This is a genomic window from Herbaspirillum sp. meg3, from assembly GCF_002257565.1.
Taxonomy (GTDB): domain Bacteria; phylum Pseudomonadota; class Gammaproteobacteria; order Burkholderiales; family Burkholderiaceae_D; genus Herbaspirillum.
Genome location: NZ_CP022736.1, coordinates 2,084,342 through 2,103,377, shown reverse-complemented (window position 1 = coordinate 2,103,377; position 19,036 = coordinate 2,084,342). Strand labels below are relative to the sequence as shown.

Annotated in this window: 18 protein-coding genes; 9 read left to right on the top strand and 9 right to left on the bottom strand. The window is 58.0% G+C overall.

Translation table 11 applies throughout. The features are described 5' to 3' along the window. The first annotated feature begins 395 nt into the window (after positions 1 to 395). On the top strand, positions 396 to 1,157 hold the full coding sequence (locus hmeg3_RS09550; RefSeq protein ID WP_094563517.1) for an IclR family transcriptional regulator: 762 nt from the start codon (positions 396 to 398) through the stop codon (positions 1,155 to 1,157). A gap of 9 nt (positions 1,158 to 1,166) precedes the next feature. Here the strand turns inward: hmeg3_RS09550 and hmeg3_RS09545 are convergent, their stop codons facing one another. Together hmeg3_RS09545 and hmeg3_RS09540 are read right to left on the bottom strand one after the other, a co-directional pair. Further along, positions 1,167 to 2,774: a methyl-accepting chemotaxis protein gene (locus hmeg3_RS09545; RefSeq protein WP_094563516.1), complete on the bottom strand. Its 1,608-nt coding sequence runs from the start codon at positions 2,772 to 2,774 to the stop codon at positions 1,167 to 1,169. A gap of 83 nt (positions 2,775 to 2,857) precedes the next feature. Continuing rightward, positions 2,858 to 4,081: a porin gene (locus hmeg3_RS09540; protein WP_094563515.1), complete on the bottom strand. Its 1,224-nt coding sequence runs from the start codon at positions 4,079 to 4,081 to the stop codon at positions 2,858 to 2,860. 1,261 nt (positions 4,082 to 5,342) lie between these two features. Between hmeg3_RS09540 and hmeg3_RS09530 the strand changes: the two genes are divergently transcribed. The 5 genes from hmeg3_RS09530 (at position 5,343) to hmeg3_RS09510 (ending at position 10,268) form a co-directional block, all read left to right on the top strand. After that, on the top strand, positions 5,343 to 5,849 hold the full coding sequence (locus hmeg3_RS09530) for a rhodanese-like domain-containing protein (RefSeq protein ID WP_094563513.1): 507 nt from the start codon (positions 5,343 to 5,345) through the stop codon (positions 5,847 to 5,849). A gap of 105 nt (positions 5,850 to 5,954) precedes the next feature. Beyond that, positions 5,955 to 6,884, top strand: a complete 930-nt coding sequence (gene epsC / locus hmeg3_RS09525; RefSeq protein ID WP_094563512.1) for a serine O-acetyltransferase EpsC — start codon at positions 5,955 to 5,957, stop codon at positions 6,882 to 6,884. Positions 6,885 to 6,968: 84 nt separating this feature from the next. After that, positions 6,969 to 7,262, top strand: a complete 294-nt coding sequence (locus hmeg3_RS09520) for a helix-turn-helix domain-containing protein (RefSeq protein WP_369828881.1) — start codon at positions 6,969 to 6,971, stop codon at positions 7,260 to 7,262. Between the two features lie 79 nt (positions 7,263 to 7,341). Continuing rightward, complete coding sequence (locus hmeg3_RS09515; protein ID WP_094563511.1) at positions 7,342 to 8,274, top strand: family 2A encapsulin nanocompartment shell protein; 933 nt, start codon at positions 7,342 to 7,344, stop codon at positions 8,272 to 8,274. 8 nt (positions 8,275 to 8,282) lie between these two features. Then, positions 8,283 to 10,268 carry a family 2A encapsulin nanocompartment cargo protein cysteine desulfurase gene (locus hmeg3_RS09510; RefSeq protein ID WP_369828866.1) on the top strand — a complete coding sequence of 662 codons (1,986 nt, stop codon included), beginning with the start codon at positions 8,283 to 8,285 and terminating at the stop codon, positions 10,266 to 10,268. Here the strand turns inward: hmeg3_RS09510 and hmeg3_RS24675 are convergent. After that, positions 10,248 to 10,472, bottom strand: a complete 225-nt coding sequence (locus hmeg3_RS24675; RefSeq protein WP_157739234.1) for a hypothetical protein — start codon at positions 10,470 to 10,472, stop codon at positions 10,248 to 10,250. The genes hmeg3_RS09510 and hmeg3_RS24675 overlap by 21 nt on opposite strands. 88 nt (positions 10,473 to 10,560) lie before the next feature. Between hmeg3_RS24675 and hmeg3_RS09505 the strand changes: the two genes are divergently transcribed. Both hmeg3_RS09505 and hmeg3_RS09500 read left to right on the top strand, forming a co-directional pair. Next, positions 10,561 to 11,856, top strand: a complete 1,296-nt coding sequence (locus hmeg3_RS09505; RefSeq protein ID WP_094563510.1) for an O-acetylhomoserine aminocarboxypropyltransferase/cysteine synthase family protein — start codon at positions 10,561 to 10,563, stop codon at positions 11,854 to 11,856. Between the two features lie 75 nt (positions 11,857 to 11,931). Continuing rightward, on the top strand, positions 11,932 to 12,699 hold the full coding sequence (locus hmeg3_RS09500) for an SDR family oxidoreductase (protein WP_094566229.1): 768 nt from the start codon (positions 11,932 to 11,934) through the stop codon (positions 12,697 to 12,699). Positions 12,700 to 12,777: 78 nt separating this feature from the next. Here the strand turns inward: hmeg3_RS09500 and hmeg3_RS09495 are convergent, their stop codons facing one another. From hmeg3_RS09495 to hmeg3_RS09470, 6 genes are all read right to left on the bottom strand, one after another. Further along, complete coding sequence (locus hmeg3_RS09495) at positions 12,778 to 13,077, bottom strand: hypothetical protein (RefSeq protein WP_094563509.1); 300 nt, start codon at positions 13,075 to 13,077, stop codon at positions 12,778 to 12,780. Positions 13,078 to 13,120: 43 nt separating this feature from the next. Next, positions 13,121 to 13,861: an ABC transporter ATP-binding protein gene (locus tag hmeg3_RS09490; protein WP_094563508.1), complete on the bottom strand. Its 741-nt coding sequence runs from the start codon at positions 13,859 to 13,861 to the stop codon at positions 13,121 to 13,123. After that, the gene (locus tag hmeg3_RS09485; protein WP_198361812.1) at positions 13,849 to 14,616 is read right to left on the bottom strand and encodes an ABC transporter permease; all 768 of its coding nucleotides are present in this window, start codon (positions 14,614 to 14,616) and stop codon (positions 13,849 to 13,851) included. Before hmeg3_RS09485 ends, hmeg3_RS09490 begins: the two co-directional genes overlap by 13 nt. A gap of 21 nt (positions 14,617 to 14,637) precedes the next feature. Beyond that, positions 14,638 to 15,645 carry an ABC transporter substrate-binding protein gene (locus hmeg3_RS09480; RefSeq protein WP_094563507.1) on the bottom strand — a complete coding sequence of 336 codons (1,008 nt, stop codon included), beginning with the start codon at positions 15,643 to 15,645 and terminating at the stop codon, positions 14,638 to 14,640. A gap of 84 nt (positions 15,646 to 15,729) precedes the next feature. Continuing rightward, positions 15,730 to 16,944, bottom strand: coding sequence for an MFS transporter (locus hmeg3_RS09475; protein ID WP_094563506.1), 1,215 nt, complete (start codon positions 16,942 to 16,944; stop codon positions 15,730 to 15,732). Between the two features lie 190 nt (positions 16,945 to 17,134). Further along, complete coding sequence (locus hmeg3_RS09470) at positions 17,135 to 17,698, bottom strand: OsmC family protein (RefSeq protein WP_094566227.1); 564 nt, start codon at positions 17,696 to 17,698, stop codon at positions 17,135 to 17,137. 295 nt (positions 17,699 to 17,993) lie between these two features. On the opposite strand from hmeg3_RS09470, the gene hmeg3_RS09465 reads away from it, so the two are divergent. Beyond that, on the top strand, positions 17,994 to 19,031 hold the full coding sequence (locus tag hmeg3_RS09465; protein WP_094563505.1) for an ABC transporter substrate-binding protein: 1,038 nt from the start codon (positions 17,994 to 17,996) through the stop codon (positions 19,029 to 19,031). Positions 19,032 to 19,036: the final 5 nt, after the last annotated feature.

Below are 19,036 nucleotides of genomic sequence, written 5' to 3'. Positions count from 1 at the left end.
TTTACCCACATACCCTCCACATTATCTTCTTCATTAATGTATCGCTGAATGATACGATATATTATCTAATGATACAGCGTCAAGGAGTTTTTATGCGTCACCCGGACCGTTTCGACTGCCGCAAAAAAAGTACCGCCCCCCCGCCGCATCCCGCGTCTCCCGGCTCAAACAGCCGGATGGCGCGCCTCATATTGCTTGACGAATAATTTTTGATTGTTTAGGATGTTTCGCCACACAAACCCTTGTTCCAATGCAAGAAAAACCGCACCTGGAGCAAAGCTTCCTGCGCTGCCGGATCCCGAGAGCCCGGCGCATTACAATATCACCCGTCCAAGTAGCCGCAATGCCGTACCAAAAGCCGCCGACGGCACCAAACAAAACATAAGGAACCTCATATGAGTTACACCGTGGATGCGGTGAGCAAAGCCATGGAGCTGCTGTTCGTGGTTGCCGACCACCCGGGCCTGGGTGTCACCGAACTGGCAAAACGCTCAGGCAATACCAAAGCCCGCGCGTTTCGCTTGCTGGGCACGCTCGAAGAAAGCGGCCTGATCAAGCGCAAGGAACCGCTGGCCACCTATAGCCTGGGTTATCGCGCATTGTTCCTCGGTGTCGCCGCACAAAACCAGGTACAACTTTCGCAACTGGGCCAGGCACTGCTGCCGGCCATCGGCGAGGCTTGCAGCGAAAGCGTGCTGATCACCATCCGTGAAGGCCTGGAGACCATGTGTGTGGCCTGGTGGGATTCCCCGCACGCCATCCGTGTGCACAGTGAAATGTCGGCGCGCCGGCCACTTTACGTCGGTGCCTCCAGCAAACTACTGCTGGCCTACGCGCCTGAAGAGGTACAGGAAGCCGTCCTCAACGAAGAGCGCAAGCGTTATACGCCCAGCACCATCGTCAGCCGCACCCAGCTCAAGCAAGCCATCAAGAAAATCCTTGAAGTCGGCTACAGCGTCTCGTATGGAGAAAAATCCGCCGACACCGTGGCGTTGGCGCTACCCATCAGGGACGCTGCCGGCAAGGTCGTGGCCGCGCTGTCAATGACAGCGCCAGTCAGCCGCATGACCGAGCCGCGCCTGCAAGAATGCCTGGAAATACTGGGTAAGGGAGCCCAGCGTTTTTCACTGGAACTTGGCTATATACCCAAGAGCTGAGCCCCCCTCTCACAAAGTTCGCATACGGCCCATTAAAGGCAGCGGCAATGCCGCAATCGATGTTGCCGGCGCAGCCATACCGTCAAGCTTGAACACCTCGACGGTGTGCGCCAGCGAGCGCGCCTCCTCTTTCATGGCGGCGGCTGCCGCTGCAGCCTCCTCCACCAGTGCGGCGTTCTTTTGCGTCACACCGTCCATCAGCGCAATCGCGTGGCCCACCTGTTCGATACCGGACGCCTGCTCCTTGCTGGAAACGCTGATGTCCGCAATGATCTGCGCCACGCGTCCGACATTAACCACGATCTCGTGCATGGTGGCGCCTGCATCGTCGACTAATTGCGTACCCGCCTCGACCCGGCTGACCGACACGCCGATCAACTCCTTGATTTCCTTGGCTGCATTTGCCGAGCGTTGCGCAAGACTGCGCACCTCGGAAGCCACCACCGCAAAACCGCGCCCCTGTTCGCCGGCCCGGGCCGCCTCTACCGCAGCGTTAAGCGCCAGGATATTGGTTTGAAAAGCGATGCCGTCGATGACGCCGATGATGTTGGCGATCTGCCTTGACGACTCACTGATTTCATTCATCGTGTCGACCACGCGCGCCACCATCAAGCCACCCTTGTCAGCAATCGCTGCCGCAGCAGTGGCGGTGTCCTTGGCTTCGTCCGCATTGTCTGCATTCAGGCGCACGGTCGAGGTCAGCTCTTCCATCGCCGAGGCGGTTTCTTCCAGCGATGCAGCCTGTTGCTCGGTACGACTAGACAAGTCCATGTTGCCGGTGGCAATTTCACCCGAGGCGATGGCGATGTTACTGATGCTGCTGCGCACTTTGCCGACTACGTCGCGCAGGCTGGTGTTCATGAAGGACAAGGCTTCCAGTAACTGACCAGTCTCGTCTTTACGGCCGGGGATAATATCAGCGCTCAGGTCACCGCCGGCGACACGACGCGCAATCGCTACGGCTGACTGCAACGGCAACACGATGGAACGCGTCAGCATTTGCGCACACAGCAAACCGAGAGCAATGGCCACGCATTCCAGCAAGATCAGCAGGCGGCGGCTCTTTTGCGCGGTTTCTTCGATGCTTAACTTGATCGCGTCAATCTGGTTGCGCTGCATGTCCAGCAACTGTTGCACCGACTGCGCAAACTGGCGCGACGCCGGCAAGTATTCTTTTTCCAGCACGGCCGCAGCCGCCTCCATCTGCCCAGAGGACTTGAGCTGGCTCAAGCGGTCGCGCGTTTCCAGGTAGTGGTCGCGCTGCACGCCAATGTTCTTGAATAAGGCATGTTCTTCTTCCGTATCCAGCAGCGTCTTGATTTTTTCCTGCACTTCGGCCGACGGCTTCATCGGCCCGGCCATCAGGAATGCCGCCAAAGTAGTATCGCTGCTCTTGGCAATGGCTGTGGTGCGGGTAATGCCCGTTTCAATGTAGCGAAACCAATCGCTGGACAAGCGTTCCTTGCTCAGCGGGCGCTCCATCATGGCCGACATACGGTTGGCTACCATCTGCAGATTCCAGACTGCCAATGCCGTCATCAATCCCGAAATGACCAGGATGATCGCAAATCCCCAGCGCAGCCGGTTACCGATCTTCATGTTGTTGATCTTGCGCATATTCCCCTACCCCCTCAGGTCAAAGGAGAACCCGGTTTACACCGGATTCCCCTTCCCTCAATTCAGATGTCAAACGAACTGCTTCAGAACGTCGTACGTATCCCTGTCATCACGATGAACTGCGACTTGTCGGCACCCGGCGCAACGGTAATTCCTGGGCTATACATGTTGGAGGTGCGCTGGAAGGATGTATTGAGGTACACGTCGGTACGCTTGGAGAAGAAATAGTCTGCGCCCAGGTTCAATTGGGTGACTTTGCCGCTGACCGCGCTGCCGATGAACGATGAGCGTGACTGCAAGACACTGGTGGTCAGCTTGAGCGCCGGCGTGATGTTGTAGTTCACGCCCAGATCGATGACGTTGGTGCGGTCGTTGTTGGTGCCGGAAGCGGAGAAGGTCCCGGTATTGGCTGCGGACGTGAAAGCGCCGGTGGTGAAATTAGGCGCAGCGGTTGTTGCGGCGACGGCGTTGGGTTGCTTGGTACGGGAGAACATGCCGAAGAAACGGAATGGGCCAGTCGTATAGCTGGAGCCCACATTGAAAGTTTTCAGGCAGGTCGTACCGGGCGCACCGAAGGTCCCGGCAGCACAGAGTGCATTCAGACTTTGATCCGATTCGGTATTGGCGGCCGAACCCGTCTTGGCAGCCCAGTAGCCGAAGCCGACCCCGAAGGGGCCGTTATTATAGTTGGCGCCAAAACCGTACGCGTTACCGGTGGAGGCAGAACCAGCAGTCTCGCCGAATGCATAGGCAACATTGGCAGTGATACCTGCGATTTGCGGCGTGTAATAGCTGACCATGTTGTTGGCGCGATTGCCGCCGACACGATCCATATTATTGTCATGCACGCCGTTAATCAGTGTCCCGAAATCAACCACACTGGAATAGTAAGTCGCTATCTGATCCGTAAAATCCTTGCGACGACCGATCTGCAATGTACCAAAGCTCTTGCTGCTCAAACCGACATAACTTGCACGCCCAAAGAGAGTACCGCTTGTGGAACCGAGCTGTGAGTTTCCAGATGCCCCGGTGTCGCCACTAAAACCACCTTCCAAAACGAATTGCGCTGACAGCCCGCCGCCCAGATCCTCCTGCCCCTTGAAGCCGAAACGCGACTGCTGAATTGTTCCGGACGTGACTTGCATCAAGTTACCGGTTCCTCTTGGATTGGATGCCGAAACCGCGGCAGCAGTGTTGGTGTACGCAACAGAAGCATCAATGATGCCGTAGACAGTAACCGTGCTTTGCGCATGCGCCGACGAGGCGCCGACACCTAGCACGCAAAGCGTTGCAATGGTTTTTTTCATCTCGATTTCCCTGATTAAATTTAAAAATTGCTAATCAACCCACCCCATTCTGTATCACCTTGCAATATGCTGTTTTACTAGGCGATACCACATATTATTAAAATAAACACTTGGAAGTCAACGTCTTTTTTTTGAACGGTCGGTCGCTAAGGCCCCAAATACGCGACTGCATTAATCCAGCAATGAACAAACATCACATGGAGATTGCGCCGACAAAAGCAGGGGAAATGGCTTCCTGAGAACGACTGCGGAAGTCACTAAAAAAATTGTGGGTAACCAAGGGGGGAGTTAAGTCCAGAAAATGTTCTTTTCCTCCCAATAATGACGTCTAGGAAAAAAGTTCAAATTCTTCCTTCGCCGCAAAAACATAAACGCCCGTAATTGCGGGCGTTTGTGTTTTTTGCATTCTATTTTTTAGCCACCTGTGCGGCTTGCGCGATGGAATCGAAGGGAGTCATCCAGAGACCATACAGCCCATGTTGCAACCTGGGGAATGCATATGCTTTTTTTGTGCGCGCTACCGGTCGCGGATTTTTCCACAAAACGCTGAAGTATTTTTTGTGCGTGACGAAATAATCCAGGGGAATTCACCGTCCAAATGAAAAAGCCCCGGAACGTTTTCGTTCAGGGGCTTTTCAACAGCGAAGAAGCAGCGCCGAAATGTGAGCAGACTGGGAGTAGATCCGCGCGGCTCAGTGCTATCTGCAAAGTAGCCGCGCGTTGAATCTGCTCACATGTCGGCGCTAACCGACATGAGGATGATGCCAAGGGAGGAAGCGCCATCCTGTTTCACAACATTCACTGCAGAGAGTGAAGCCATCTTATTCCTTCTCAGACCTGCCATCCACGAATCAATTCGACTATCCATATACGGATTTTCAAAAAAATATCCAGCGGGATAGCGGAGATTTTTCTCCCCATTCAGTTGCTCTTTGCGGACCATTGCAATGAGTCGCTCACGGGTGCTTGCCGGTACTTGTCTGGCAGGATGCCGTCCTTATGCGTCGCTTCCCAACGACGCGATCCATGTGGTCTTTCACATCTTCATTGTCATTACGTATGTAACCGCACTGCCGCAGACGGTTTGGTTTCCAGCTAAAAGGCTGACACCCCATATTTGTTTTTCAACTTTAAGAACTCATTTTTATTCGTTTTATTTCAGTTTAACGGATCGTACAGTCCTATTCACGGCCTGTTGCTGTCTATCGCCACCAAAATGACCGCAATTCCGTACCGTCAGAACAATCATCGAGGTCTTCTCATGTCAGCAGCCAACGCACTTGCATCTGCAGTTTCACCCGATACATCGTCCAGTTCGCCCAGCCTTCCTGCGGAACTGGCGTCGATCAAAGCCGACGCCCAATCCCGTGGTCTCCCTTTTTCAGGCGGCGTCGATCCGGCGCTTGCCTGGACGCTGTTTTCCGAACAGGGGGTATTGCTGGTCGATGTCCGCTCCAATGAAGAACGCAAATTCGTCGGCCACATTCCGGGCAGTCTCCACGTTGCCTGGGCGACCGGCACCGCGCTCACCCGCAATCCGCGATTCGTGCGCGAACTGGAAAGCAAGATCGGCGGCAAGGACGTTGTCGCACTGTTGCTGTGCCGTAGCGGCAAACGCTCTGCGCTGGCGGCCGAGGCGGCAACCAAGGCGGGCTTCACCTGTATTTTCAATGTGCTGGAGGGCTTCGAGGGAGAAATCGATACGCAGCAACAGCGCGGCAAAGCGGACGGCTGGAGGTTCCACGGTCTGCCTTGGGTACAGGATTAAATACGTTCCTGAGACGCGCCGCCCGCCTGCAACTGCGTTCTCCGCCGAAGAATGCCGGCAGCACAATCGGCACCACTGTTTTGCCTCATTGCATAAAGGAATCCCGTGGCAACTTTTGACATCACCGGCATCGTGCAGTCTTTGCACGAAGCGCGTCATAGCTGGCGCCAGGCACAACGCCGCACCAGCGAACCGGGCGGACGCGAATTTCCTTCGCGGGATGCACTGTCCGCCATCCTCGACAGCCTCAAGGGCGTGCTCTTTCCCATGCGGCTTGGCCCGCCCGATCTGCGCCAGGAGAGTGAGAACTTCCATGTCGCGCACGCACTCGACGCGGCCCTGCACTCTCTGTTGAAACAAGTACGGCTGGAGTTGAAGTACAACGCCGCGCTCAACCTCACCCGCGCAACGGACAGCGACATCGACGCTGACGCCCTGACTGCGACCAGAGCCTTTGCCGCAGCGCTGCCGGCGATACGCACTCTGCTCGACAGCGACGTGCTGGCTGCTTACCAAGGCGATCCTGCCGCCCGCAGCGTGGATGAAGTATTGCTGTGCTATCCCGGCGTGCTGGCGCTGATTCACTATCGCCTCGGACATCAGCTCTACTCTCTCGGCCTGCCGTTACTGGCGCGTATCGTCTCGGAACTCGCGCACGGCGCCACCGGCATCGACATCCATCCCGGTGCAAAGATCGGTGCCGGCTTCTTCATCGATCACGGTACCGGCGTAGTCATTGGCGAAACCGCCGTGATCGGTGAACGCGTACGGGTCTATCAGGCCGTGACGCTGGGCGCAAAACGCTTCCCAACCGATGCGGAAGGCAACCTGCAGAAGGGATTGCCGCGTCATCCCGTGGTGGAGGACGATGTCGTCATCTATGCGGGTGCGACCATTCTTGGCCGCATCACGCTGGGCAAAGGTGCGGTCATCGGCGGCAATGTCTGGCTCACCCACGATGTCCCTGCGGGCGGCCGGATTGCCCAGGCCGAATCGCGTGAAGGCGCTTTCGCCAACAGCATTGGCGCAACCTGACGACAACTAACGCGACAAGGAATGTCTGATATGAGCGAGAAGAATTATTCCAGGAAGTCGCCGGCTAGCGAGCTGAAGTCCGCCCTGTCCGAGAGTGGCGACAGTATCACCAGCGCGCTGGTGCAAAGCTTCGGCATCGGTGTGCGGCAGTTGCGCGAGGCGCAAGGATGGTCACAGGAGCGTCTGGCCGAGAACTCGAACCTGAACCGTTCCTATATCGGTGAGATAGAACGCGGCTGCGCCATCGCCTCACTCGTTACCGTCGAAAAACTGGCCTCCGCACTAAAGCTCACACCGTCCGCATTGGTGACCCGCGGCGAGGCCATCAGCCAAATGAATTTGGTGCGCGGCATCAAATTGATGGCTATAGCATGTTGAGGCGCCGGCGCTGAGACGCCACACTTTGCAGGTCATTTCTCAGCTTTTTTCTTTCTAACCCACATGAATTGGAGTCACGATGTCGGCAACAGTTGGCGGTACCACCGCGCTTGGCGATAACGCAGCAAGGCAACTAGCAAACGCAACAAAAACCGTACCTCAGCTGGAAACCATCAGCCCACGCTGGCTGACACATCTGTTGCAATGGGTGCCCGTCGAAGCCGGTATCTATCGCCTCAACAAGGTCAAGAATCCGGAATCGATCAAGGTGACCTGCACCGCACGCGAAGAAGAAAATCAATTGCCGCGCACCTTCGTCGACTACGAAGAAAATCCGCGCGAGTATTACCTCAACGCGGTGTCGACCGTGCTCGACGTGCATACCCGCGTATCCGATCTGTACAGCAGCCCGCACGACCAGATCAAGGAACAGCTGCGCCTGACCATCGAAACCATCAAGGAAAATCAGGAAAGCGAGCTGATCAACAATCCCGACTACGGCCTGCTGGCGCAAGTGACGGATGAACAGCGTATCTTTCCATTGACCGGCGCGCCGACACCGGATGACCTCGATGAGCTGCTGACCAAGGTCTGGAAAGAGCCGGCCTTCTTCCTCACGCATCCACTGGCAATCGCTGCCTTCGGCCGCGAAGCAACTCGCCGCGGCACGCCGCCGCCGACCATCAGCCTGTTCGGCTCGCAGTTCATCACCTGGCGCGGCATCCCGCTGATCCCATCCGACAAGGTGCCGGTCGCTGATGGCAAGAGCAAGATCCTGCTGCTGCGCGTGGGCGACAAGCGTCAGGGCGTGGTCGGCCTGTTTCAGCCGGGTCTGCCGGGTGAGCAAAGTCCTGGTCTGTCGGTGCGTTTCATGGGCATCAACAACCACGCGATTTCGTCGTACCTGATTTCGCTGTACTGCTCGCTTGCGGTGTTGACAACCGACGCGCTGGCCGTACTCGACGACGTCGAAATCGGCAAGTACCACGACTATCCTGACACCTACAAATAAGCCGCGACGTGAGCCTACTTTCGCCCTCCACCTCCCTGCCGGCAAGCCAGCCTGCCGGCGTTCCAGAGCCGTCCGGCGCGCCGTTCGATCCGGCCGTGCTGGCGCGCCTGGCGACCGAGTTCTTTGCGGCGCCACCGGCCCCGCCGTTTGCACCGCACGGTGTGCAGGCGCCCGGCAATATCGCGCCGCCGGGTTCACCACTGGTGAGTCCGGCAGGTTTCGGCCCCAGCGTTCCCGGCACGCCGATTCCGCAAGGGCAGATTCCCGGCACCAATCTGATACCGGCCTCGCCAACCCAGGTGCTGTCGCTGGGTAACCGGGCACCGGCATTGGCGCCTGTTGCGCCCGCAGGCAATGGCGTTCCGGACAAACTTCTGAGCGCGATTCCCGCGTATGAAGCACGCAGCGGCGGTGCATTGCTGGGCGTGCCGGAAGCGGTCGGCGGTACACGACCGCAAACCGGCGCGTCGCCGTATTATTTTTTGAGCGATACCTATGGCCAGCCCGGGGCAGTCACAGCACCGACGCCTACGCCGGATACACATCTGCCCTCGCCGTCGATCCCGGAACATCGCAGCCTGACTGCACCGCCGGCCACCGGACTTCCCGGTGCCGCGTCGTCCACATCGTCGCAACCCCAGTCACCATCGCCATCCACGACGCCCCAGTATTACTTCGTGGATTCGGTGGTGCTGCCGAGCGGTTACGTTACACCTGCCAAAGCGCAACCGCATGCCACGGTGCCGCTGGCAGGCGGCGATCGCCATCCCCCGTTCGACGTACATGCGGTACGGCGCGATTTTCCGATTCTGCAGGAGCGTGTCAACGGCCGCCAACTGGTCTGGTTCGATAACGCGGCAACGACGCACAAACCGCAATCCGTGATCGACCGCATCAGCTACTTCTACGAGCACGAAAACTCGAACATCCACCGCGCTGCGCATGAACTGGCCGCGCGTGCTACGGATGCCTACGAAGGTGCGCGTGAACGTGTGCGACGCTTCATCAATGCACCTGACGTCAACGAAGTCATTTTTGTGCGGGGCACCACCGAAGCCATCAATCTGGTGGCCAAAAGCTGGGGCGCACAGCATGTCGGCGAAGGCGACGAGATCATCGTTTCCAATCTGGAGCATCACGCCAACATCGTGCCGTGGCAACAACTGGCCGCTGCCAGGGGTGCGAAGCTACGCGTGATTCCGGTGGATGACTCAGGCCAGGTGTTGCTGGACGAGTATCGCAAGCTGCTCAACGACCGCACCAAGATCGTCGCCATTACCCAGGTCTCGAATGCACTCGGCACGGTCACGCCGGTCAAGGAAATCGTGGAGCTGGCACATCGTGCGGGCGCCAAGGCGCTGGTCGACGGCGCGCAGTCGGTGTCGCACATGCGCGTCGACGTGCAGGATCTGGGCGCGGACTTCTTCGTTTTCTCCGGCCACAAGGTGTTCGGCCCGACCGGCATCGGCGTCGTCTGGGGAAAACGCGAAGTCCTGGAAGACATGCCGCCTTGGCAAGGTGGCGGTAACATGATTGCGGACGTGACGTTTGAGAAGACGGTGTTCCAGCCGATTCCCAATAAATTCGAAGCAGGTACCGGCAACATCGCCGACGCTGTCGGACTGGGTGCTGCCATCGACTATGTCAACAAGATCGGCATTGAAAACATCGCCCGCTACGAACATGACCTGCTGGTCTACGGCATGCAGCAACTGCGCGAGATCAAGGGCGTGCGTCTGATCGGCACCGCCGTCGACAAGGCCAGCGTGATGTCTTTCGTGCTGGCCGGTTACAGCACCGAAGAAGTCGGCCACGCACTCAACGAAGAAGGTATCGCCGTGCGTACCGGCCATCATTGCGCCCAACCGATTCTGCGCCGCTTCGGCGTCGAAACGACAGTGCGGCCATCACTGGCTTTCTACAATACCTTCGACGAAATCGACCGTCTTGCGACGGTCGTCAGAAGGCTCGCCTCACAACGGCGAGCAGGCTAGACGCGAAATCTGAAGTCTGCTGAAGTCTGTTTTTAATGCGGTCATCCCTCCGGGCATGGCCGCATTTTTTTGGCGCTCCGGATCGTACAAGCGGAATGTCATCGCTTCTCCTCCGTCGGCCAAAGGATGTAAATGACGTTCGGCCTGAACGCTGCCTGGATTCTCCGCTGGATGAAAATACCGGATATGGATATGCGAAATCATTCGTTCGCCAGCGCCTGATGGCTCGTTAGAGTCATCAAGCCCGTCCACTTCAGTCCACCTCATTCACTTCATTCGCTGGAATATCCCCATGACACAAGCACAAGCTCCTCAATGGAAGTTCGAAACACTGTCCGTGCATGCAGGCTATGCGCCTGATCCGACCACCAAGGCAGTCGCGGTACCGATTTATCAGACAGTGGCCTTTGCCTTCGACGATACCCAGCATGGCGCCGATCTGTTTGATCTGAAAGTGCAAGGCAATATTTACTCGCGCATCATGAATCCGACGCAGGACGTGCTGGAAAAACGCGTCGCGGCACTGGAAGGCGGTATTGCGGCGCTGGCCGTCGCGTCAGGCCAGGCGGCGGTAACCTATGCGATCCAGACCATTGCCGAAGCCGGCGACAATATCGTCTCGGCCTCCACGCTCTACGGCGGCACCTACAATCTGTTTGCCCATACCTTGCCGCAGTTCGGCATCGAGACCCGCTTTGCCGATCCGCGCAATCCAGGTTCTTTCGAACAGCATATTGATGCGCGCACCAAGGCCGTCTTCATCGAATCCATCGGCAATCCGCTCGGCAACATCACAGACATTTCCGCTATCGCCGAGATTGCACACCGCCATGGCGTGCCGCTGATCGTCGACAACACCGTCGCTACGCCGTATCTGCTCCGGCCGATTGAGCACGGTGCCGATATCGTGGTGCATTCCCTCACAAAGTATCTGGGTGGACACGGCACCACCCTGGGCGGTGCGATTGTCGATTCCGGTAAATTCCCGTGGGCCAAGCACAAGGAACGCTTCAAGCGCCTCAATGAACCGGACGTGAGCTACCACGGCGTGGTCTATACCGAAGCGCTGGGCGAAGCGGCCTACATCGGCCGTGCGCGCGTGGTTCCCTTGCGCAACACCGGTGCGGCGCTTTCTCCTTTCAACAGCTTTCTGATCTTGCAAGGCATCGAAACGCTGGCCCTGCGCCTGGACAGAATTACTGCCAACGCTTTGGCTGTGGCGCAGTATCTGAAGAAGCATGCGAAGGTAAATTGGGTCAACTATGCCGGACTTGAAGATCATCCTGATCACGCGTTGGCGAAGAAATATTTCAACGGCAAGCCATCCGGCATTTTGACCTTTGGTGTCAAAGGCGGCCTGGCCGGCGGCGCGAAGTTTCAGGATGCGTTGAAGTTGTTTACACGCCTGGTCAATATCGGCGATGCCAAGTCGCTGGCGACACATCCGGCGTCAACCACGCATCGCCAATTGTCGCCGGAAGAGCTGGTCAAGGCAGGTGTGACGGAAGACACGGTGCGCCTGTCCATCGGTATCGAACATATCGATGATTTGCTCGCCGATCTCGATCAGGCGTTGAGCGCCGTCTGATCTTGACGTGGGAGAAGTGACTGCGCCGTGCATGCGTTACAGTAGGCGCACCCCACTTCTTCTCAAAGGATGCGCATGAACCAGCCAACCCGATCAAAGATAGCTCTCGTCACCGGCGCCGGCAGCGGTGTTGGCCTGGCTGTCGCCAATGCCTTGCTGGCAGATGGATTCACAGTGGTCTTCGCAGGCCGCCGGCTGGATGTACTGCAAGCTGCGGTACAGGCCGCGACTACCGACAATGGATCCCACGCCGAAGCCATTGCGGTGGATATCCGCGACTCAGCCAGTGTCGCTGCGCTGTTTGAGCAAATCACAGAACGCTACGGCCGTCTCGATGTGCTGTTCAACAACGCCGGTATCAATACGCCCGCCACGCCCTTCGACGAATTGACCGATGAGCAATGGACCAATGTCATCAATACCAACCTCAACGGCGCGTTCTTCTGTGCGCGTGCGGCGTTTGGCTTGATGCGGAAACAATCGCCGCAAGGTGGACGGATCATCAATAACGGCTCGATCTCTGCACACGTACCGCGCCCGCAGAGCGCTCCTTATACTGCCAGCAAACACGCCATCGGCGGTTTGACAAAAAGCATTGCGCTCGACGGACGTCAATACAACATCGCCTGCAGCCAGATCGACATTGGCAATGCCCTCACCTCCCTGTCTGCGCGCATGACCAAGGGCGTACTGCAGGCCAATGGCACGATCGCGCCGGAACCGATGATGGATGTCCGCCATGTCGCCGACGCCGTACGCTATATCGCCGCGCTGCCTCTGGAAGCGAATGTATTGGATATGACGATCATGGCCAGCCACATGCCTTTCGTCGGCCGAGGCTGAAGACAGGTTGAAGGCTGGTTAAAGACGGTAGCGAGCCATGACTGATCAATCGCATGGCGTTATCGCTGCTGCCGGCCTTCAAGCCCGCATATAAGCCCAGCCTTCAGCCTGCCGCTGCGCGATATGCAATACCGCGGCAGGGACGACGACGATGCCCTCAGGTGCAGTGAGCTGGTTGGCCGTCAGCGTATTGCGACAAACACGCAAATGTCCATCCAAAGGATCCGGCTGGCTCAAGGCTGCGGCTACTGCGCCGGCATTGATCACCAACTCGACCTCGGCGTCGGAAGCCAGCTTCAGCAGATTGGCGAGATTGCGCCGGCCGCGCTCAAGAGCCGTCGGTGTTGGTGCATGAATGACTAGTCGCAAGGATTCCATAGAGGCCACCGATAAAGGATGAGAAGGGTTCGTGAAGAAAACGCTATTCCACACCTAACCAGGACGACAGATGCGTCACGTACTGCGCAAACTCCGCCGAGTTGCGATCCCGTGGCCGCGGCAAATCTATTTGCAGATTCTCTACAACGGTTGCCGGCCGATTGCCCAACACCACCACCCGGTCTGCCAGATAGACCGCCTCGTCAATATCATGCGTGACAAACATGACGGCCGTATGGGTTGTCTCCCAGATGCGTATCAACTCGGTTTGCAGCTTGCGTCTGGTCAGTGCATCGACTGCGCTGAAGGGCTCGTCCATCAGCAAGATGTCCGGCTCGACTGCGAGCGCCCGTGCGATACCGACACGTTGCGCCTGACCGCCGGAAAGCTGATGCGGCCAACGGTCATGCAGTTCTTCCAGGCCGGTCAGCCGCAACGCTTCAGCCACACGCGCAGCGCTTTGCGCCTTGTCAATGCCGAGCGTTTCCAGGCCGTAGGCAATGTTTGCCTCGACAGTGCGCCACGGTAACAAACGGCTGTCCTGAAAAACGATGGCGCGACGGCGACGGCCAGCACGTTGCGGCAGGTTGAAACGCATCTCGCCGGAGCCTGGCATCAGCAGGCCGGCAGCGGTGCGCAACAATGTTGATTTGCCGACACCGGAGCCACCGACTACGGCGATAAAACTCCCCGCTTCGATATCAAGAGAAAGGTTTTCAATCACGGGCGCGGCAGCGCCGGGATGCGTATAGGCGAGACGATCGAACTCGATTACGGACGCCAAGACAGCACCCTCCTTTCGACCAGCGTGTACAAAAGATCGGTGGCGGCGTAGACGGCGGAAATGGTGAGCATGTACACCACCACGGCATCGTAAGCGCCGACACCGGCTGCTGCGTTCATCTCCTGCCCCATGCCGGGAACGCCGAGGAGCTCCGCTGCGATCAGCGTCATCCAGGCTTGTCCGATGCCGGTACGCACGCCCGACAACAGACCGGGAGCAATCGCCGGCAAGGTAATGCTGATGGAGCGACGCCAATAGCCGCCCTGACCGAAACTGCGTGCCAGCTCGTAGAAGCGCGGATCGATGTTGCGCACTGCACTGTAAGTGGCAAAGTAGTTGACCCAGAAAACACCGATGGCGATCACGAATGCCGCACCGGCGTGACTGACCTTGAACCAGGCAATCGCAAACACCACCCAGGCCAGCGGTGGAATCGGCCGCAAGATACGCGACACATAAGACTGCAACATATCGAAGCGCTGAATCGTCGCGGCAGCCAATCCGACCAGAATGCCGCATACCGCGCCCAGACCAAGCCCCCAGACGTAATGGATCAGACTTGAGCCGATTGCGGGCAACAGCCGGTCGCTCTGCCATTCAAGGAGAAAGGTTTCGGGCAACAGGAAAGGATCAGGAAGAATCCCGGGATTGACCCAGCCGAATACGCCCACGGCCTTCCACAAAAGCACAAACAGGACGACGCCGGCAATACCGTACCCAATGCGCGTCGGCAGGGAGTAGGATCGTGTCAGCATTGGCGCGTCGCCGTATAAAGATCAATGCGTTGCGGCGTCATAGAAGGTGGTGTTGAACATCTTGGGCACATCCACCGCCGGCCCGGATAACGTGCCGGTTTCGGCCTGGAATTTTTGCAGCGCCAGCGTGGCAGGAATGATCAGATTGGGATCAGCGACAAACTGGCCTTTGGAGTTACGGATCGCCTGCTCAACCAGCTTGACCGGCAAGCGGCCGCCGCCGACATATTTTTGCACCATCGGTGCGGCCTTGGCAGGATCGTTCTCCAGCATCTTCGTTGCCGCAATGTGCGCCGCCAGTAGCGCCTTCACCAGTGCCGGCTGCTCGCGCAACAGCTTTTCGCGAACGAGTAATACGGCGCCCGGCTGTTTTGGAAACAGGTCGGATCCGCGCGCGATGACTTTCGATTTCGGCGACTTGTTCAGCACATTGGTCGTCGTCGGCTCAAGAATGACGGCGCCGTCAATGGCGCCGGTCAACAGGGATTCCTGAATCTGCGACTCTCCCTGATAAATCAGCTTGAGCTGCGAGGTGTCCGCACGAACGCGGTTGCGCAGCCAATACTGCAGTGCAGCTTCCGGCACGGCGCCTTTGGGATAACTGGCAACCACCGCCTGACGCCCCTGGTCTTTGGCGAAACGGGTAAATGCCGAGGCAGGATCGCCCGAAGCGAAGTACGGCGCCAGATTGCCCAGCGCAACAAAACTGACCTGTTCGACGATATTCGACGCCACCACCTTGATGTCCGCGCCCTTGGCGCGCGCCACCAATGCCGGGCCTATACCGACGTAAGCAATGTCAAGCTGCCCTGCGAGCAAGGCCTGCACCATCGCCGGGCCGCTCTGGAACTGCACCAGCTTGGGCGCGCCAAGATCTTTCGGGAACGTCCCCTGCTCCATGGCGATGAACAACTGCGCGTCGGGAAGGATCGGCATGTAGCCGACTTCAAGCGGGGCTGACATGGCGGGCCGAATCATGAACAAGACTGCAGTCAACGCCGGCAGGATCCGGGCAAGTACTCGCTTCATTTTTATCTTTCGAAGGGTAAGGAAAGCGCATCGAGGTAGTCGCGCATTATAAATTATTCCGCCTTCCGATCGCGGTCGGCGCGCTTAGCTGCTGGCGCGCAAGCCTTTCTGCACCTGCCACGACAACGGCAAGGTGAGCAGCAGGATCACCGCCAGGCTGATCAGCGCGAAGGGAATCCCTGCAGCGTCCCCCAAGCGGCCAAACACGATAGGCGCCACTGCGCCGCCGGCGATGGTACCGGTATAGAACAAGGCGAAGGCATGTTCATGCTTGCCGGGTTCCGCCAGCTCCGGCACCACGCCATAAAGAACGGATGACGTTCCATTGAGGGCCAGTCCCAGCAACGGCAACATCAACATCACCCCCGTCAGCGGCAAAAACACTGCCGCGACGATGAACAACGACGTCGCTGACTCGGTGAGCCAGACCGTCTTCATCATGCCGATGCGAGCGCCGAGATATCCGCACAACAATTTGCCGAACGCACCGCCGACAAACAGCAGCGATAGCGCCATCCCGATGCCGGCCGTGCCCGCTCCTTTGCTCTTGAGCAAAAACGGCAGAAAGGTCAGAAAACCCATACGCACCGCGCTGTCGAGCGTACCGGTCAGCAGCAAGGCACGCAGACCGCTGCGCGAACCGGTGCCAATGGAAGTCCTTGCTGCTTTTGCTGTCGCCAATGCCTGTTCGTCCCGCACGGGAATCAACCACCATAGCAAACCGGCCGCCGCCAGACCCAGCAATCCTATCAAGGTCACGCTGGTCTGCCAGCTCATGATGACGAGAGACAAACCGACCAGCCCCGGGATCAGCGTCTTGCCGATGTCGCCTGCAAAGTTGTATAACGACAGCGCCTCTTTGACGCCACCGCCAGCCTGGTGCGCATCGGTGACCAGCGACGACGCCAGCGGGTGTTGTGTACTGGCCCCTAATCCTCCCAGCACCAGTGCAATCATCAGCACAACCATGCCTCCTGCCTGGCCGGCGATCAGATAAGCGAGACCTGCCAACGCAGTACCGCCCACCAACATGCGCTCCCTGCCCCAACGTTTTGCCATTCTGCTGGCGAGCAATTGAAAGGCTGCCATGGTGCCGGAATAGGATCCTCGCAGCAGCCCGACGAGCGCGTAGCTGATGGAAAATTGCGCCTGCCAGATCGGCAGCAACACGTAGATGAGATCGGTCAGACCGTCGTGGATAGCATGCGCACTACAGGCAGCGATCAGCGAACGGCGACGCACGGATGTATCGGAGATGTCCGCATTTGCAGAAATGGATGCGGTGTTTGAATCCTTCATTGTTCTTGGCATAGGAGAAAGACGGGAGCAGCCAGTTTACTACCGTCGCTCAATCGGCGTAACGGCAAGCCGTCTGAGCGATCTTCTTCCGCCTCTCCAGTCAGAGCAGCCGGCATTCTTGCATCGCTTCGCACTGCGATGACAACATCAATACGAAGCAGTCGAAAGAAATGTCTTGCGCTACCAGCGATCAGGCAATCGCCTGCTCCGTTTCAAGCTTGTTCGGCACACTGGCAGTGTGTCGAATCTCTGCACGAATCGTCTGTGGGTTCTTGAGCAGATTGAGAATCGGGCATGTCTTTTCCACCGTATCAAACAATGTCTGCACCGCCTCTTTACTCGCCGGTGATACCAAATGGACCGTGTAGCCGATGTCGTGCGGATAAATCGGAATGTCCTCATACCCCGGCTTGCCGCCACGCGGATCGATCTTGCCCGTCACTTCCACTTCGAGCGAATCGACGGGCACCTGCTGATGCGCCGCCTGGATCAGGAAGATGTGCGTCACGCAGGAACCAAGCACGCCCAGTTGCAACTCGGGAGAACTCGGCCCCAGGTTGTAGCCTGCGAAATCCGGCGGGCTGTCGCTGATGACCTGATGATCGCGAATGCGGATACGGCGCACGCCGCTGCGTCCTTCGGCACTGACTTTGGCCGCCAGCGCGACCGGTCCGGCATCGCCGGCATTGATGATGGCTTCACGCGCCAGCACGGCGCTGCGCTTCTCGGACAGATAGTGGTTGAGTGTCGTCATGGTCTCTTTCTTTGAATGATGAAATGCGGCTTCGATGCACGCAACCGGCATCGGCACCACATAGTCTCCCGCTGCCGCAGAACAGCGGCAACGAAGGTTTTTACATATCCATATTTGCCGTACTGCGATTGATGGCAACACGCACTCCGCGCATAAATAAACGCATTCTTATTCTTTGACCACACCGCCCGGCGTCATTAGTCTTTACTTGTTTTGTCAGCGGCGCATCTGCATTGCCGAGGCGTGTGCAGCGCTCATTTTGCCGCTCCAGTCAACCAAGTGGGAGTTACCAATAATGAAAAAAAATAGCATTTCATCAGAGTCCGATGTCCTCTCTTCATGGTCGCGCCGCGACGTATTGCGTGCCGGTGCAGCTGCCGCACTGGTTGGCGCCGGCGGTGCGCTCGCCTCGCGCAATGCATGGTCCGCGCCACCGCGCAAGCTGACCTTCGCGTGGAGCGCCATTTCGTTCTGCCTCTCGCCGGTGGTGGTGGCGCAGGAACGCGGCTTCTTTGAAAAGAACGGTCTCGATGTCGAATTGCTCAATTGGGGCGGCTCCACCGATCAACTGCTGGAAGCGCTGGCGACCGGCAAGGCGGACGTCGGCGTCGGCCTGATCCACCGCTGGCTCAAGCCGCTGGAAGCAGGCTTCGACGTCAAGATCGTCGGCGCGGCGCATGGCGGTTGCCTGCGCATGGTGGGCGCTAATCAGGCCGGCGTGAAAGACCTCAACAGCCTCAAAGGCAAGGTCATCGGCGTGTCGGATCAGAACAGCCCGGCCAAGAATTTCTTCGCCATCCATCTGGCCAAGAAGGGCTTCAACGTTGAGAAAGATGTGGAGTGGCGCGTCTATCCCGCCGACCTGCTCGACGTCGCCGTCAAGAAGGGTGAGATTCAGGCGATCGCCGACGGCGATCCGAATATCTTCCTGATCGAGAAACGCAACAAGGGCGTCTTCGCCGAAATCGGCAACAGCGCCATCGGCGAATACAAGGACAAGATCTGCTGCATCCTGGGTGCACGCGGCGATCTGGTGCGCAACGACAAACCGGCTGCAGCCGCCGTCGTGCGTTCCATCGTGCAGGCATCAGAGTACGTCGCCGAAAATCCCAACGAAGCCGCCAAGATCTATTCGAAATATTCACCTAAGGTACCGGTCGAAGATCTGCGCGCCCTGCTCACCAGCCTGACTTATCACAACCATCCGACCGGCAAGCCCTTGCGTGATGAAGTCGAATTCTTCGCCCGCGATTTCCACACTGCCGGCGTGCTGAAGAAATCAACCGATCCGGTCAAGCTGGCCAATCATGTCACCTTCGATCCATTGGCCTGAGCGCC